The 16,720-nt window shown below is 69.8% G+C and carries 15 protein-coding genes and 1 riboswitch; of the genes, 7 read left to right on the plus strand and 8 right to left on the minus strand.

Features of this window, described 5'->3' with window-relative positions; all coding sequences use genetic code 11:
* Positions 1-158 precede the first annotated feature (158 nt).
* The 5 genes from ACFYP5_RS01305 to ACFYP5_RS01325 all read left to right on the plus strand — a co-directional run bounded on the left by ACFYP5_RS01305 (position 159) and on the right by ACFYP5_RS01325 (position 6,449).
* On the plus strand, positions 159-413 hold the full coding sequence (locus ACFYP5_RS01305; RefSeq protein WP_389028974.1) for a DUF3311 domain-containing protein: 255 nt from the start codon (positions 159-161) through the stop codon (positions 411-413).
* Positions 410-2,065: a monocarboxylate uptake permease MctP gene (gene mctP / locus ACFYP5_RS01310; protein ID WP_389028977.1), complete on the plus strand. Its 1,656-nt coding sequence runs from the start codon at positions 410-412 to the stop codon at positions 2,063-2,065. The genes ACFYP5_RS01305 and mctP overlap by 4 nt, the downstream gene beginning before the upstream one ends.
* A 151-nt stretch (positions 2,066-2,216) precedes the next feature.
* Entirely contained in the window at positions 2,217-2,717 is a 501-nt protein-coding gene (locus ACFYP5_RS01315; protein WP_389028980.1) for a GNAT family N-acetyltransferase, read from the plus strand.
* Between the two features lie 40 nt (positions 2,718-2,757).
* A riboswitch (cobalamin riboswitch) is annotated at positions 2,758-2,896 on the plus strand.
* Positions 2,897-3,039: 143 nt separating this feature from the next.
* Positions 3,040-5,436 (plus strand): ribonucleoside-diphosphate reductase subunit alpha, encoded by a 2,397-nt coding sequence (locus tag ACFYP5_RS01320; protein ID WP_389028982.1) that lies wholly within the window; start codon positions 3,040-3,042, stop codon positions 5,434-5,436.
* A complete protein-coding gene (locus ACFYP5_RS01325) occupies positions 5,436-6,449 on the plus strand; it encodes a ribonucleotide-diphosphate reductase subunit beta (RefSeq protein ID WP_389028984.1) in 1,014 nt (337 codons plus the stop codon). The genes ACFYP5_RS01320 and ACFYP5_RS01325 overlap by 1 nt, the downstream gene beginning before the upstream one ends.
* Here ACFYP5_RS01325 and ACFYP5_RS01330 read toward each other — a convergent pair.
* Positions 6,446-6,658: a hypothetical protein gene (locus ACFYP5_RS01330; protein WP_389028987.1), complete on the minus strand. Its 213-nt coding sequence runs from the start codon at positions 6,656-6,658 to the stop codon at positions 6,446-6,448. The genes ACFYP5_RS01325 and ACFYP5_RS01330 overlap by 4 nt on opposite strands.
* 81 nt (positions 6,659-6,739) lie before the next feature.
* Between ACFYP5_RS01330 and ACFYP5_RS01335 the strand changes: the two genes are divergently transcribed.
* Together ACFYP5_RS01335 and ACFYP5_RS01340 are read left to right on the plus strand one after the other, a co-directional pair.
* Positions 6,740-7,714, plus strand: a complete 975-nt coding sequence (locus tag ACFYP5_RS01335; RefSeq protein WP_389028989.1) for a GlxA family transcriptional regulator — start codon at positions 6,740-6,742, stop codon at positions 7,712-7,714.
* 98 nt (positions 7,715-7,812) lie between these two features.
* Positions 7,813-9,726, plus strand: a complete 1,914-nt coding sequence (locus ACFYP5_RS01340; RefSeq protein ID WP_389030679.1) for a family 20 glycosylhydrolase — start codon at positions 7,813-7,815, stop codon at positions 9,724-9,726.
* Positions 9,727-9,917: 191 nt separating this feature from the next.
* Here the strand turns inward: ACFYP5_RS01340 and def are convergent, their stop codons facing one another.
* The 7 genes from def to ACFYP5_RS01375 form a co-directional block, all read right to left on the minus strand.
* Positions 9,918-10,556 (minus strand): peptide deformylase, encoded by a 639-nt coding sequence (gene def, locus ACFYP5_RS01345; RefSeq protein ID WP_389028992.1) that lies wholly within the window; start codon positions 10,554-10,556, stop codon positions 9,918-9,920.
* Between the two features lie 73 nt (positions 10,557-10,629).
* Complete coding sequence (locus ACFYP5_RS01350) at positions 10,630-11,622, minus strand: hypothetical protein (RefSeq protein ID WP_030969778.1); 993 nt, start codon at positions 11,620-11,622, stop codon at positions 10,630-10,632.
* A gap of 92 nt (positions 11,623-11,714) precedes the next feature.
* Positions 11,715-12,980, minus strand: coding sequence for an HD-GYP domain-containing protein (locus ACFYP5_RS01355; protein ID WP_389028995.1), 1,266 nt, complete (start codon positions 12,978-12,980; stop codon positions 11,715-11,717).
* On the minus strand, positions 12,977-14,479 hold the full coding sequence (locus ACFYP5_RS01360) for an HD-GYP domain-containing protein (RefSeq protein WP_389028998.1): 1,503 nt from the start codon (positions 14,477-14,479) through the stop codon (positions 12,977-12,979). The genes ACFYP5_RS01355 and ACFYP5_RS01360 overlap by 4 nt, the downstream gene beginning before the upstream one ends.
* A gap of 256 nt (positions 14,480-14,735) precedes the next feature.
* Positions 14,736-15,053: a mycothiol system anti-sigma-R factor gene (gene rsrA, locus ACFYP5_RS01365; protein ID WP_389029001.1), complete on the minus strand. Its 318-nt coding sequence runs from the start codon at positions 15,051-15,053 to the stop codon at positions 14,736-14,738.
* Positions 15,050-15,706: a sigma-70 family RNA polymerase sigma factor gene (locus tag ACFYP5_RS01370; protein WP_030915605.1), complete on the minus strand. Its 657-nt coding sequence runs from the start codon at positions 15,704-15,706 to the stop codon at positions 15,050-15,052. Before ACFYP5_RS01370 ends, rsrA begins: the two co-directional genes overlap by 4 nt.
* A gap of 346 nt (positions 15,707-16,052) precedes the next feature.
* Positions 16,053-16,706 (minus strand): alpha/beta family hydrolase, encoded by a 654-nt coding sequence (locus ACFYP5_RS01375; protein ID WP_389029004.1) that lies wholly within the window; start codon positions 16,704-16,706, stop codon positions 16,053-16,055.
* Positions 16,707-16,720 lie beyond the last annotated feature (14 nt).

Here is a 16,720-nt window from a genome sequence, read left to right on the forward strand (position 1 = left end):
GAATATCAGGAATGAGCCCCTTGAGCGGCATCCTCTTCCCCGGCCCCGGCACACCGTTGCCGGACCGAAATGCGGACAGGGGGTGACGCTGGCCGGAACTCTCCCCTAGATTTCCTGCGCATTACAACAGGTGGTCAGCGAGGGGACGGAGTCGCCATATGCCAGAAGAAACAGATACGAAACCACCAACGGTCACACCTATGAGGGTGGTCATCGCCCTCTGTCTCATCGCGCCGTTCGTGGCGATGCTCTGGGTGGGTTCGTACGCGAAGGTGGACCCGGCCTTCATCGGCATTCCGTTCTTCTACTGGTACCAGATGCTCTGGGTCCTGATCTCCACCGCGCTCACGATGGTCGCGTACAAGCTGTGGCAGCGTGACCAGCGCTCCCGCAAGGGGGGTGCTTCCGCATGAAGGACGGCGTGAACGGCGTCGCGCTCGGCGTCTTCATCTTCTTCTTCCTGGCCGTCACGGTCATCGGTTTCATGGCCGCGCGCTGGCGCAAGGCCGAGAACGAGGCCAGCCTCGACGAATGGGGGCTGGGCGGACGGTCGTTCGGCACCTGGGTCACCTGGTTCCTGCTCGGCGGCGACCTGTACACCGCGTACACCTTCGTCGCCGTCCCTGCCGCGATCTACGCGGCGGGCGCGGCGGGCTTCTTCGCGGTCCCCTACACCATCCTCGTGTACCCGCTGATCTTCACCTTCCTGCCGCGGCTGTGGTCGGTGTCGCACAAGCACGGGTACGTCACCACCTCGGACTTCGTCCGCGGCCGCTTCGGATCGAAGGGGCTCTCGCTGGCGGTCGCCGTCACCGGCATCCTCGCCACGATGCCGTACATCGCGCTCCAGCTCGTCGGTATCCAGGCGGTGCTGGACGTGATGGGGGTCGGCGGCGGCGAGACCACGCACTGGTTCGTCAAGGACCTGCCGCTGCTGATCGCGTTCGCGGTGCTCGCCGCGTACACGTACTCCTCCGGGCTGCGGGCCCCCGCGCTGATCGCGTTCGTCAAGGACGGCCTGATCTACCTGGTCATCGCGGTGGCGATCATCTACATCCCGATCAAGCTGGGCGGTTTCGACGACATCTTCGCCAAGGCCGGCGAGGCGTTCTCGCAGAAGAACCCGGCAACCGGCGCCCCACGCGGAGCGCTCGCACCGGGCGAGGCGGGCCAATGGGGCTACGCCACTCTGGCCCTGGGTTCGGCGCTCGCGCTCTTCATGTACCCGCACTCGATCACGGCGACGCTCTCCAGCCGCAGCCGTGACGTGATCCGGCGCAACACCACGATCCTGCCGCTGTACTCGCTGATGCTGGGCCTGCTGGCGCTGCTCGGCTTCATGGCGATCGCCGCCGGGGTCAAGGTGCAGAACGGGCAGCTGGCGATCCCGCAGCTGTTCGAGAACATGTTCCCCGACTGGTTCGCCGGGGTGGCGTTCGCCGCGATCGGTATCGGCGCACTGGTGCCCGCCGCGATCATGTCGATCGCCGCCGCCAACCTCTTCACCCGGAACATCTACAAGGACTTCCTGAAGCCCGACGCGACGCCGGCCCAGGAGACGAAGGTCTCCAAGCTGGTGTCGCTGCTGGTGAAGGTCGGTGCGCTCGTCTTCGTCCTCACGATGGACAAGACGGTCGCGATCAACTTCCAGCTCCTGGGCGGGATCTGGATCCTGCAGACGTTCCCGGCACTGGTCGGCGGCCTGTTCACCCGGTGGTTCCACCGCTGGGCGCTGCTCGCCGGCTGGGCGGTCGGCATGCTCTACGGCACGCTCGCCGCGTACGGTGTGGCGAGCCCGACCCAGGCGCACTTCGGCGGCTCATCGAAGGAGATCCCGGGGATCGGCGAGATCGGCTACATCGGCCTGACCGCGTTCGTGCTGAACGTGGTGGTGACGGTGGTGCTGACGTTCGTCCTGAACGCGGTGAAGGCCCCGGCCGGAATCGACGAGACGTCACCGGCCGACTACACGGCGGACGCGGGCGACCCGGGCGTGAAGGTCGAACTCCCGTTGGCCAGGCCTGAGCCGGCCTCCTCCCCCGACACGAGCCCGTCGACCAACTAGGCCTGCACGCCGGTCGAAAATGTGGCCCGGCCGGCGACGGAGGAAAGATCCGTCGCCGGCCGGGCCACACAGGTTTCTGACAGGGGCGGCACCCTGGCCCACCGGGGGCAGCTGCCCCCGGGGCCCCGCCCCCGTACGGCACACTGCCGCCATGGACATAGCGATCAGGCCCGTCGACCCCACCGAACACCACCTCCTCGGCGAGATCACCGCGTACGCGTACCTCGACGAAGGCCTGCTCGACCTCGGTGCCGACGACCCGTATCTCGGGCAACTCCGCGACGTGCCGCGCCGTGCCGCCGAGGCCGACGTGCTCGTCGCGGTCGGCGCCGACGGCCGGGTACTGGGCGGCGTGACATACGCACCGCCCGGCAACCCGTGGGCCGACATCGCCGGCCCCGGCGAGGCCGAATTCCGGATGCTCGCCGTCGCGCGGGAGGCGCGTGGCCTCGGGGCGGGCGAGGCGCTCGTACGGGCCTGTATCGACCGCGCACGGGGTACCGACGGCGTCGTGAGGCTCGTCCTGTCGACGCAGTCGACCATGCTCGCCGCCCACCGGATCTACGGGCGCCTGGGCTTCGTACGGACTCCGGAGCGCGACTGGTATCCCGTTCCAGGTCTCCAGCTGCTCACTTACAGCCTCACCCTGTGAACCCCGAACGACACAACATGTGGGGGCTGCCTCAACGGGCGGCCCCCACATGTATGCTCGTGCTCGCTGTCGCCGCAGGGAAATCCGGTGGGAATCCGGAACTGTCCCGCAACGGTGTGATCGGTGTACTTTTGCGCACCCTGTAAGTCCGAGGACCTGCCGACAGCGCGTCCGGCTCGACCGATCCGGACGCCCAGACGTCCGGGCCTCGCGGATGGGCCGGTGGACGCCGCACGGAGTGCTGTCCCCTTTCCCGGGCACGCCTCTGCCCGGCTGCCCCCGCTCCCCGCCCGGCCCCGAGCCGAGCGAGGGAGAGCACCACATGACCATCGCGCCAGCCGATCCGGCTTCAGTCGCCGAGTCCACGGGAACCACGAACGACGGGCCCGGGACCGCACTGCTGCGGACCCTGACCGACCTCACCGTCGATCTGCCCGACACCGACCCCGGTCGCGTCGCCGCCGCCGCACTGCGCGGCCGCAACGCCCGGTCGGACGAAGCAGAGCTCCGTTCGCTGGCCACCGAGGCCGCCGCGGGTCTGATCTCCGAGGACCCCGCGTACTCCCGGCTCGCCGCCCGCCTCCTCACCCGCACCATCGCGGACGAGGCGGCCGGTCAGGGCGCGGTGTCCTTCTCCGCCTCGGTCGCCGTCGGCCACCACGAGGGTCTGATCGCGGACCGCACGGCCGCGTTCGTCGCGCTCCACGCGGCCCGGCTCGACGCGCTGGTCGAGCAGTCGCTCGCCGACGGCGCCGACGACCGGTTCGGCTACTTCGGGCTGCGGACGCTGCACAGCCGCTATCTGCTGCGCCACCCGCACACCCGTCAGGTCATCGAGACGCCCCAGCACTTCATGCTGCGGGTCGCGGCCGGTCTCGCCGAGAACGACTCGGCGCGCGCACTGGACGAGGTCGCCTCGCTGTACGGCCTGATGAGCCGCCTCGACTACCTCCCTTCCTCCCCCACGCTCTTCAACTCCGGCACCCGGCACCCGCAGATGTCCTCCTGCTATCTGCTGGACTCGCCGCTGGACGAGCTCGACTCGATCTACGACCGCTACCACCAGGTGGCACGGCTCTCCAAGCACGCGGGCGGCATCGGCCTCTCGTACTCCCGGATCCGCGCCCGCGGTTCACTGATCCGCGGCACCAACGGGCACTCCAACGGCATCGTGCCGTTCCTCAAGACACTCGACGCCTCGGTCGCCGCGGTGAACCAGGGCGGCCGCCGCAAGGGCGCCGCCGCCGTCTACCTGGAGACGTGGCACGCGGACATCGAGGAGTTCCTGGAGCTGCGCGACAACACGGGTGAGGACCAGCGGCGTACGCACAACCTCAACCTGGCGCACTGGATCCCGGACGAGTTCATGCGCCGCGTCGACACGGACGGCGACTGGTCGCTGTTCTCGCCCGCCGACGTGCCCGAGCTGGTCGATCTGTGGGGCGACGAGTTCGACGCCGCGTACCGGGCCGCCGAGGCCAAGGGCCTGGCCCGCAAGTCGATGCCCGCGCGTGAGCTGTACGGCCGGATGATGCGGACCCTCGCGCAGACCGGCCAGGGCTGGATGACCTTCAAGGACGCCTCCAACCGGACCGCGAACCAGACCGCCGAGCCGGGCCGCGTCGTCCACTCGTCGAACCTGTGCACCGAGATCCTCGAAGTCACCGACGACGGCGAGACGGCCGTCTGCAACCTCGGTTCGGTCAATCTCGGGGCGTTCGTGGCCGACGGTGAGATCGACTGGGAGCGGCTGGACTCCACCGTCCGTACCGCCGTGACCTTCCTCGACCGGGTCGTCGACATCAACTTCTACCCGACCGAGCAGGCCGGCCGGTCCAACGCCCGCTGGCGCCCGGTGGGTCTGGGCGCGATGGGGCTCCAGGACGTCTTCTTCCGGCTGCGGCTGCCGTTCGACTCCCCAGAGGCCCGCGCGCTCTCCACGAAGATCTCCGAGCGGATCATGCTCGCCGCGTACGAGGCGTCCTGCGACCTCGCCGAGCGGTCCGGTCCGCTGCCCGCCTGGTCCGAGACGCGCGCCGCCCGCGGTGTGCTGCACCCCGACCACTACACCACCGAGCTGACCTGGCCGGAGCGCTGGGACGCGCTGCGCGCCCGGATCGCGAAGACCGGTATGCGCAACTCGCTGCTGCTGGCCATCGCGCCGACGGCCACGATCGCCTCGATCGCCGGGGTGTACGAGTGCATCGAACCGCAGGTCTCCAACCTCTTCAAGCGCGAGACGCTCAGCGGTGAGTTCCTCCAGGTCAACGCGTATCTGGTGGACGAGCTGAAGAAGCTCGGCGTGTGGGACGCGCGGACCCGTGAGGCGCTGCGCGAGGCGAGCGGCTCGGTGCAGGGGTTCGCCTGGATCCCGGAGGACGTGAGGGCGTTGTACCGCACGGCGTGGGAGATCCCGCAGCGCGGACTGATCGACATGGCGGCGGCGCGTACGCCGTTCCTCGACCAGAGCCAGTCGCTGAACCTGTTCCTGGAGACGCCGACGATCGGCAAGCTCTCCTCGATGTACGCGTACGCCTGGAAGCAGGGGCTGAAGACGACGTACTACCTGCGCTCGCGCCCGGCGACCCGGATCGCCCGCGCGGCATCCGGCCAGGCCGCGGCCGCCGCCCCCATTCCCGTGCAGCAGGCAGCGGCTCCCGACGCGGACGCGATCGCCTGCTCCCTCGAAAACCCTGAGTCCTGCGAGGCCTGCCAGTAATGAGCACCACCGAGAAGAACCTGCTCGACCCGGGCTTCGAACTGACCCTGCGGCCCATGCGCTACCCGGACTTCTACGAGCGCTACCGCGATGCGATCAAGAACACCTGGACGGTCGAGGAGGTCGACCTCCACTCCGACGTGGCCGACCTCGCCAAGCTGTCCCCCGGCGAGCAGCACATGATCGGCCGGCTCGTCGCATTCTTCGCGACCGGCGACTCGATCGTGTCGAACAACCTCGTCCTGACGCTGTACAAGCACATCAACTCCCCCGAGGCGCGGCTGTATCTGTCGCGGCAGCTCTTCGAGGAGGCCGTGCACGTCCAGTTCTATCTGACTCTGCTCGACACGTATCTGCCCGACCCGGACGACCGCGCGGCAGCGTTCGACGCGGTCGAGGAGATCCCGTCCATCCGCGAGAAGGCGCAGTTCTGCTTCAAGTGGATGGACTCGGTGGAGAAGATCGAGCGGCTGGAGACGAAGGCCGACCGCCGTCGCTTCCTGCTCAACCTCATCTGCTTCGCGGCGTGCATCGAGGGGCTGTTCTTCTACGGCGCGTTCGCGTACGTCTACTGGTTCCGCTCGCGCGGCCTGCTGCACGGTCTCGCCACGGGGACCAACTGGGTCTTCCGTGACGAAACGATGCACATGAACTTCGCGTTCGAGGTCGTGGACACCGTCCGCAAGGAGGAGCCGGACCTCTTCGACGACGAACTCCAGCAGCAGGTCACCGACATGCTGAAGGAGGCCGTCGACGCGGAGCTGCAGTTCGGCCGGGACCTGTGCGGCGACGGACTGCCCGGCATGAACACCGAGTCGATGCGCGAGTACCTGCAGTGCGTGGCCGACCAGCGGCTCGCCCGGCTCGGCTTCCCGACGGTCTACGGCTCCGAGAACCCGTTCTCGTTCATGGAGTTGCAGGGTGTTCAGGAGCTGACGAACTTCTTCGAGCGCCGCCCGTCGGCGTACCAGGTGGCGGTGGAGGGCTCGGTCGCCTTCGACGACGACTTCTAGACCCTGGCCCCCACCCTGGGGTACGGGCGCCGCGTGGCCGTGACCGGCTGCGCGGCGCCTGCCGTTTCCGGGGGCTCCGCCCGCCGTTCGTGCTCTGCGGCGCGCAGCTCACGGTCGATCCGGCGCTCCCGCGCGAGCCCGATGAGCGCGGGCAGCAGGACGAGAGCGAAAAGTACCACTACGGCCAGGAAGTTCATGAATGTGTTCATGCCTCTACTGTCGTCCGCGCGGCCATATTTCGGCAGTGGCAGGACTGCCACACAGCATCGAATTGCTGCCACACTGACGGCATGCTGAAGAATGTCGCCGCTCTCCTGCTCGACGAGGTCCACCCCTTCGAACTCGGCGTGCTGTGCGAGGTGTTCGGCCTCGACCGCAGCGACGAGGGTCTGCCGGTCCACGATTTCGCGGTGGTCTCCGCGGAAGGCCCGGTGCTGCAGACCCATGCCGGATTCACCATCAGCACACCGCACGGACTCGACCGGCTGGAGGAGGCCGACCTCGTCGCCGTACCGGCCGGCAGCCACTTCATGGACCGGGAGTACCCCGAGGAGGTCCTGGACGCACTGCGCCGCGCGGTGGACCGCGGCGCGCGCGTGCTGAGCGTCTGCTCCGGTGCGTACGTCCTCGGCGCGGCCGGACTGCTGGACGGCCGTCGCTGCACCACCCACTGGCGCCACGCCGCCGAGCTGGCCCGCCGCTTCCCGCGAGCCGTCGTCGAGCCGGACGTGCTGTACGTGGACGAGGGGCCGGTCATCACCTCGGCGGGCACCGCCGCCGGGATCGATGCCTGTCTGCACCTGGTCCGTCAGGCCCACGGCCCCGATGTCGCCAACGCCATCGCCCGCCGCATGGTGGTGCCGCCGCACCGGGACGGCGGCCAGGCGCAGTACATCAAGCGCCCGCTGCCCCGCACCGCGTGCGACACGGTCGGCGGGACGCTCGCCTGGATGGAGCGTCATCTCGATCAGGAGATGACCGTCGAGCAGCTCGCCGCGCAGGCGCACATGTCACCGCGCACCTTCGCGCGCCGCTTCCAGCAGGAGACGGGCACCACCCCGTACCGCTGGCTGCTACGACAACGAGTCCTGCTGGCACAGCACTTGCTGGAGACCTCCGATGAAACGATGGATGCGATCGCAAGCTGGACCGGTTTCGGGAACGCCGCCGCGTTGCGCCATCAGTTCGTCAAGTCCCTCGGAACCACTCCGAATTCATACCGTCGCACGTTCCGTGGCCCGATGTCCGTCTCCGACGCCGCCTGATCCACATCGGGCCTGACCTCCGACCATTCGTCCAACCATTTTCCGCATCAGTCCATGGACCACGGACCCCACCACCCGCAAGGGTCGGGCGCATGGACATGCGGATGGCAAGACGAAGGACCATCGGAGCCGTGGTGACGGCGCTCGCCGCCGCGCTGCTGCCCTGGCAGAGCGCGGCGGCCGAGGGCGGCTCGGCCGCCGCTCCCCCGCCCGAGGTGCTGCCCGCGCTCCGCGAATGGCAAGGCGGTCAAGGCGAGTTCACGCTCACCGATCGTGCCAGGATCGTGCTGGACGGGGTGCGGGACAGTCGTACGGCCGCAGACGCAGGCCGATTCGCCGGCGAACTGAACGGCAAGGCGTCGGTGTCGCGGAGCCGCGCGGCCCACTCCGGGGACATCGTCCTGCGCCAGGACCCCTCCGAGAAGGGCGCGTTGGGCGCGGAAGGTTACCGGCTCACGGTCGGCTCCCGCATCACTGTCACCGCCGCGACCCCCACCGGCGTGTTCTACGGCACCCGCACCGTTCTCCAGCTGCTGAACGACGACGGCCGTGCCGCGCGTGGTTCGGCCACCGATGTACCCGCGTACCGCGAGCGCGGAGTGGGGGTCTGCGCCTGCTACATCAACATATCGACACAGTGGTTCGAGCGGCTGATGAAGGACATGGCGTCGCAGAAGCTCAACCAGCTCTGGATCGAGGCCAAGGTCAGGAGCGACACCGACCCGGCGTCGGCGTTCTGGGGCTACTACACCAAGCCGCAGGTCCGCACGCTGGTCGCGATGGCCAGGAAATACCACATCGAGCTCGTGCCGGAGATCAACTCCCCCGGCCACATGGACACCTACCTGGAGAACCACCCGGAGCTCCAGCTCAAGGACCGGAACGGCGTCGCCTCCCCGCCCCGGCTCGACATCTCCCGACCCGAGGCGCTGGCGTACTACACCTCGATGGTCGACGAGGCGCTGAAGGTCTGGGACAGCCGCTACTGGCACATGGGCGCCGACGAGTACATGATCGGCTCCTCCTACCCGGACTACCCCCAGCTGCAGGCCGCGGCACGCACGAAGTTCGGTGCGTCGGCCACCCCCGACGATCTCTTCACCGACTTCATCAACCAGGTCAACGCGCATGTGAAGGCGGACGGCAGGTCGCTGCGGATCTGGAACGACGGGCTCGTCGGCAAGAACGCCGTCGTCCCGCTGGACCGTGACATCACCGTCGAGCACTGGCTGGGCGGCGGCTCCATCCAGCAGCCGTCCTCACTGCTCGCCGAGGGCCCCCCGGTCATGAACTCCGCCTACTCCCTCTACCTGGTGCGCGGCGGCTTCACGATGCAGACCCAGAAGCTGTACGAGAGCGACTGGACGCCGTTGAGCTTCGAGGGTCAGACGCTGCCCCAGGGAGCGGCGAACCTCACCGGCGCGAAGATCAGCCTGTGGCCGGACAGTGCGGCGGCCGAGACGGAGAACGAGGTGGAGGCGAAGGTCTTCATGCCGCTGCGCTTCGTGGCGCAGGCAACCTGGGGCGGCCCGAAGCCAAGCCCGACGTACGCCGGTTTCGAGGCGCTCGCCCGGAAGATCGGTCACGCGCCGGGCTGGGAGAACACCGACCGCACACCGCTCGCCGACGGTACCTACCGGCTGACCACGGGCGCGAAGGCGCTGGCCCCGGCGGCGGACGCGGGCGTGTCCCTGGTCAAGGACAGCGCGGCCTCCTGGGCGCTGACGGCGACCGCCGACGGGTACTACACGGTGCGGTCCACGGAGAACGGTCAGTGCCTGGACGCGGTGCGCGGCAAGAAGTATCTGGGCGCGCCGCTGGAGGTGGGGGCGGAGCTGTCGCTCGCGAACTGCTCGACGACGGCACGTACGCAGCGCTGGCAGCTGGACACCGGGGCGGGTGCGCTGACGCTGCGCAACGCGATCTCGCAGCTGCATCTGACCGAGCGGGCGTCGGACGGCGCCGCGGTGCAGACGACGGGAGCGACCCGGCTGACGGCGCGCGCCGCCTGACGAGGTCCGGCTGAAGGCACCGTCCGCCCGATGCGACCCGGCTGACGGTGCAACCCACCCGACGCCGCACCGAACGGGGCCCCGCCCGCCGGATCATCCGATCGCCGGCGCGTGGGGCCCTTCCACGTCTATGACCGGATACCGCAGTTGGGCCCCGACCGGACCGGGCCTGCCCTGCGGATTCCGGAACGTCAGTCGTTCGGCACGGTCTCGTAGCGCGGCGTGTTCTCCGCCATCTGCTTCAGCGCGTCCTTGCGGTCGCGCTTCGAGAGCCGGTCGATGTACAGGTACCCGTACAGGTGGTCCGTCTCGTGCTGAAGGCAGCGCGCGAAGTAACCGTCGCCGCGGACCTTGATCGGATTTCCCTTGGCGTCCTGTCCGCGCACCACCGCGTAGTCCGGGCGGGCCAGCGAGGCGTACGCCGTCGGGACCGAGAGGCAGCCCTCGTTGGAGTCGTCGAGGACACGTTCCTCGGGCGGCAGCTCGTCCAGCACCGGGTTGCAGACGACGCCCACGTGCCGCACACCGTCGTCGTCCGGGCAGTCGTAGACGAAGACCTTGAGGTCCACGCCGATCTGGTTGGCGGCCAGGCCCACGCCCTCAGCCGTCCTCTGGCTGGCGAACATGTCGTCGATCAGCTGGGCCAGCTCGTCGCCGAACTCGGTGACGTCCTGGCACTCCTTGTGGAGCACCGGGTTGCCCACGACCGTGATCGGCCGAGAGGTGCCACGCTCTCGGTACGCCGCCTCACGCGCCTCACAGTCCTCGGTGTCCACGACGAATCCTTCGTCGTCGACGCTGATCTGCTCGTCCGTCTCCTGCTGCGCCATGTCCGCCGCACGCCTTCCTCAAAACCCGAATCGATGCCGGTACAGCGTAACGGCCGGGCCGCGGACGCACGGCTCAGCAGACTTCTTCCAGATCCCGCCACTCACGGCTGTCCGGGCTGTCCGCCACCCAGCCGTCCAGCAGTCCGCGCACCAGCCCCGCCGGCGCCGCTATCCCGCACTCGCGCTCGGGCACCCACAGCTCACCGGCGGTCCGGTGGCCCAGCGGGCCCGGATGGCCGGGCTCACTGTGGTCGTGCGGGTCGAGGTGCTCACCGTCGCCCTCGTCGCTCTCCATCCGGCTCTCCGAACAGGCCCGGCAGAGCAGCCGTACGGACGACGACCAGTCCTCGGCGGCGAACCCGGCATCGGAAGCCAGCTGCTCCAGGGCGTCCCGGTCGTCCTCCGTGGCGGCTTCGAGAAGCACCACCCAGGTGGGTACGGGGGACGGCGCCCACAGCTCGATCTCGTCGAAGACGGGATACGAGGGGCCGGCCGCGGTCACCCGCTCGCCGTGCGGCACCCCGTCGTGCAGGACGACCTCGCCCCAGCGCCGCCCGGAGGACGGCAGCGGGATCGACAGCACCTCCATCCGCGCCGGGTCCAGCCTGCGGCCCCAGACGACCTCGGCCTCGCCCTCGGGCGACAGCCGTACGGCCGCGCTGCCGAGCTCCATGCCGGCCGGCTCGCTGTTGGCCGCCGCGGTGTGCTGGCCGCTGCCGGGTACCTTCAGGCCGTAGGCCTGCCAGGCGCGACGGGCCAGTGGCCAGTCCTGCAGCGCGGTGGCGGCGATCCCGACGTTCCACCAGTCCGGGGCGCCGGACTCCTTGTCGAGCAGCGCCACGGCCCGTAGGCCGGCCGCCCTCGCCTGCTCCCAGTCGTGCCGGAACTTGTGCAGCAGCGCCAGGTTGAACCACGACTCGGAGAGCCAGGGCTCCAGGTCCGCCGCCCTTGTCAGCAGTGCACCAGCGTCCTCGTACCGGCCGTCGCCGATCAGCGTGAACGCGCGGTCCGTGGCCTGCCGCCAAGAGGCGGAGGGCCGATGCCGTACCTTCCCGAAGATCTTCACGATTCCCGCCTGTCCCGACTCGGACACCCTCGTTTTCCGGTCTTCTTCGCATCCAACCATGCCCGGCCGGACGCCCGCTCATTACCCATGGGTTACCCAGGCAGGACGGGGGTCAGACCGCCCCTGGCCAGCACGCGCGCGAGCGATTCCACGACCTCCGGCTGATAGTCGTGGCCGGTGCCGAGCCTGAGCTGTTCCAGTGCGTCGAGCGGCCCGCTGAGACCTTCCCCGCACAGGTCGTCGTATGCGTTGACCGCCCGGACGATCCGGGCGGGCAGCGGCTGCTCGCGATACGGGTCGGCCTGCCGCTCCACCACGACGGCGATCTCGGTGTCCACCCCGGTCTGCCGGACGACGGCCCCGCCCAGCAGCGCGATCCGGCGCTGCTCGGCGGCCGGCAGCGGGGCGGTCGCCCCGTCGGGCACCGGATCGACGAGGGAGAGCTGTCCGATGTCGTGCATCAGGGCCGCGTACTCCAGCACGGTCAGCTCGGCCCCGGAGAGCCCCAGCTCGCGGCCGACGGCCGTGCAGAGCATCGCCACCCTGCGTGCATGCCCGTGGGGTGTGTAGCCGGCGATCTCGGTGGACCGGGCGAGCGAGGTGATGGTCTGCCGGTAGGTGGTGCGCACCGCGACGAACCGGCGGAACGACACCTGCGTCAGCAGCAGCGGTACGCAGAGCACGGGCAGCGCCCACAGGCCGGCGACAGAGACCCCCAGGGCCATCACCGCCCCGGTGGCGCAGACCGCCGAACCGATGCCCAGCAGGGCGCGCAGCTCGTCACGGAGCAGCGGCCCGTACGGGAAGGGAGTACCGGACCGCAGCAGCAGGGCGCCGAGCACGGCGTCGCACAGGGCGGTGAGCACGAGCAGTACGAGCAGGAAGAGCGCGAAGTACGGACCGTCGCCGAACCAGACGGCGGACCGGCCGGAGTTGTGGAGCGGCTGGAAGCAGACGGCGGCGAAGGAGACGATGACGATCCGCCGGGCGGCCTGATCGGCGGTGGGCCCGCTGCCTCGGGCCACATGGGGCACGGCGGCAACGAGCTGCGCCGCGACGAGAACGGCGATGACCTGCAGAGCTCCGTGACTGGTGGGCTCGCCGCCGTTGCGGCCGAGAAGCGCGTACGCGAGCGCTCCGGCGGCGCCGATCGGCGCGGGCTCCCGCTCACCGGGCAGCGCACCCCAGCGGGCCAGCTCACCGACGGTGATGAGTACCCCGAAGGCGAGGGCGAGCCCGGGTTCGTGGAGACCGTGCCAGAGGGTGTGGGCGAGCCCGGCGACGGCGAGCGCACCGGCGGCGCATCGGACGGCCAGGACAGCGGGGGGCAGCCGCGTCCGGCCCCGACCGCGACTCAACGGGTCCGGTCCACGGACGACTGCGCGCCAGGGGCGAGCCCGGACCCGTCCGCGGCCACGGTTCGGCCGCCGGCCACGTCAAGCCCGTCACCGGGCACCGCACGGCCCGCACCGGGTTCGAGCCCGTCAGGCGATCGCGGGGGGACCGGCCTCCGGACGGCCCCCGTCCCCTCGCCGCCACCCACCCTCGGCACCGACACCGTCTCGTCGGCCGTCGACGCCGTCGACCACCCGTGCCGGTCCAGGCCCCGCGCCAGCGCCCGCACCATCTGCGGATCGAACTGTGTGCCCGCGCACCGCTTCAGCTCCTCCACCGCCGCCGGCACCGGCCGCCCTCTCCGGTACGACCGTGTCGACGTCATCGCGTCGAACGCGTCGGCCACCGCGACGACCCTCGCGAACTCGGGGATCTCCCGCCCGCTGAGCCCGTACGGGTAGCCGCTGCCGTCGAGCCGCTCGTGGTGGTGCAGGATCGCCGCACGCGCCTCGCCCAGGAAGCCGATGCCCCTGACGATCTCGTGCCCGTACTCCGGATGCAGTTCGATCACGCGCCGTTCCTCCGGGGTGAGCGGCCCGTCCTTGCGCAGCACCCGGGTCGGGACGCAGAGCTTGCCGACGTCGTGCAGGATCCCGGCAAAACGGAGCGCTTCGAGACGGTCCTCCGCCATGCCGAGTTCCCTGGCGATCAGCGTGGAGGCCCGCCCCACACGCTCGCTGTGCCCGCGGGTGTACGTGTCCTTGATGTCGACGGCCTGCACCAGCGCTCTGATGGTGGCGCGGTGCGCGGCGTGCTCGCGGTGGTACTGGGAGAAGATCCAGCAGGAGATGTACATCGGCAGCAGGACGAAGAGCGCGGACACCGGTCCGTACGAGCTGCGCCACAGCACGGCCATCATCAGCCCGGCCAGACCGTGCACCAGGTGCGGTCCGAGCGAGCGCGGCAGGAGCCCGCTCCAGGCGTGTCGCAGCGGCAGCCGTTCGGCCGTGGCCAGGATCGAACCGTCCAGGGCGGTCAGGACGAGGCTGAAGGCCAGCGCGGCGGCGCAGGCAGGCAGCAGCGCGTACGGGAAGTCGGGCAGCCGTTCGGGACCCGGTCCGCCGAGCGTGGCGCCACCGCCGAGCAGACCGTGGACGCGCGACGCCGCCCAGACGGTGAGGGAGAGCTGGGCCGCACGCCAGATGCGGCGGGCCGTGGCCGGCGCGTGCTCGACCCGGCCGACGAGCGAGCCGGGGATCGCGACCAGCGCGGCGGCTGCCGGAGGCAGCAGGAACGCGGCGGCGAGCAGCAGCGGGAAGAACGATCCGGCACTGATCGGCACGGAGCTGCCGATGAAGCGGCAGCGGCCCGGAAGCTCGCAGGCCAGATAGAGCGCCGTGAGCAGTCCGACGGTGGTCCACGCGATCGCCGCACCGGGACGCAATGCGGGCAGCACACAGAGAGTGGCACAGACCACTGCGGCCAGAATGTGCGCGCGCGCCGCTAACGGTGTGGCTCTCACCAGCCCCACCCGCCCCCCAACGATGGTCAATGGAGGCGCCAGGCTAGCGAGTTGGGCGCTTGATCGAGCGCCGATGAGCCCGATTAGCACATTCGGGTGAGTTCGAGTGATGTGTACGCCGTACCGGTGATACGTGTGGGGCGCGCCGCGACAGTCGCGGCGCGCCCCACACGTACAGAGGAAAGAAGGGAGCTACGGGGCGTGCCGCTGCTCAGCGGCTGCCGCCCGTCGCTCTCCGGCCCTCACCTGCCGGCCGTCACTCGCTGGCGGCGCTCGGCAGCTGGGACTCGGCCACCACGTCCTGATCCGGCACGGCCTGCCCCGAGCGGATCAGGTCGATCCGGCCCATCACCTTGGAGCGCAGATCACTCGGCACGTCGTCGTGACCGCAGCAGCGCTTCACCAGCTTCTTCACAGCCTGCTCCAGGCCGTACTTCTCCAGGCACGGGGAGCACTCCTCGAAGTGCACCTCGAACTTGGTGCAGTCGCTGTCGGGCATCTCATGGTCGAGAAACTCGTAGAGATGATCGAGGACCTCTGAGCAGTCTGTCTCGTGCGGCTCTCCGCAGCTCATGAGCCCGAGCCTTTCCGATCGTCCGACTCTCCGGCACCGGCCGGGACGAGCCCGCGGTCACGGGCGTAGTCCTCCAGCATGCCGCGCAGTTGGCGGCGGCCCCGGTGCAGTCGGGACATCACCGTACCGATGGGAGTCCCCATGATGTCCGCGATCTCCTTGTAGGCAAAGCCCTCTACATCCGCAAGATAAACCGCGATGCGGAACTCTTCGGGGATCGCCTGCAGTGCGGACTTCACATCCGAGTCCGGAAGGTGGTCGAGAGCCTGCGACTCGGCGGAGCGCAGACCTGTCGACATGTGCGACTCGGCGCGCGCCAGCTGCCAGTCCTCGATCTCCTCGGCAGCACTGCGCTGAGGTTCGCGCTGCTTCTTGCGGTACGAATTGATGAAGGTGTTCGTGAGGATGCGGTACATCCATGCCTTGAGGTTCGTACCCTCGCGGAACTGGTGGAAGGAGCCGTACGCCTTCGCATACGTCTCCTGGACCAGGTCCTCGGCGTCTGCGGGGTTGCGCGTCATGCGCAGCGCGGCCGAGTACATCTGGTCGAGGAAACCGAGGGCGTCCCGCTCGAAGCGCGCGTTGCGCTCGGCGGTCGTCTCCTCTGCGCGGCCGTCGTCGGTCCCTGTGTCGGTACCGGTGACCGGACCCACCTCCTCCAACGCTGTGGCGGATCCGAAACCGGACCCGCTCGAATCGGAGAATAGTCGACCTTGCTTCGACGCGGGCTGTCGATCCGATCCGCTCAGTGCCCGCTCGGGAGTGGTCTTCGCCGCGTGCAGCACCGTCCACTCCAGGTCAGCGGCGTTCGAGCGGCGCGGGCAGATGGTCGAACCCATGCGACGGACTCCCTCTCCACATACGACGTTGATGTACCGATGTCACCGACAACAGTGGCCCCCCACTCAACATTCCCGGGGCTGTGGCCGGCCTCCGCGAGGGTGAGCCGATCCACTCGAAAGGGGGTGTGCCCGGTGTGCGAGGAAGACGGGCCGGGCGTTACGGGAGTCGGTCCAGCCAGGCGGTGACTGCGGCGGTGAGGATCTCCATCGCCTGATCCTGGGTCAGGTCGGACTTCTTCGGTACGGCGAACCCGTGGTCCCCGTACGGCACCTCGGCGATCTCGTACTCCCCCGGCGGGAATTCGGCGGGCCGTCCGAACGGGTCGTGGCCGCCCTGCACGACGAGCGTGGGCACGCCCGAGCCGAGCAGTTCGTCCTTGCGGGACTTCTCCGGCCTGCCCGGCGGATGCAGCGGGAAGCTGAGCGCGAGGACCGCGTGGGCGCCGAGCTCGGTCGCCGTCCGGCAGGCCACCCGGGCGCCGGCGCTGCGTCCTGCGGCGACGACCGGGAGCCCCGGGGCGGTGAGCGCGGGCCACAGGCCGCGCCAGCCGGTGTCCAGGGTCTTCGGGGCGGGTGCGAGCTTCTTCCCGGCGACCCGCCACGGCTGCTCCACCAGGGCGACGCTCACTCCCTGGGCGGGCAGCGCGGCGGCCAGGGCCTGGAGGTCGCGGGCCTCGATCCCGCCACCGGCGCCGTGACCGGCGGCGAGCACCAGGCGCGGCTTCGTCGCGGCCAGCCAGGTGATCCGGGCCGGCCCGGCGTCGGTGTCGACCGTCTCGGTCCTCGTACGAACTGTCTCTGTCGGACTCACGTACCTCATCCTGC

The organism is Streptomyces sp. NPDC005262 (assembly GCF_042872425.1).
Classification (GTDB): Bacteria; Actinomycetota; Actinomycetes; order Streptomycetales; family Streptomycetaceae; genus Streptomyces.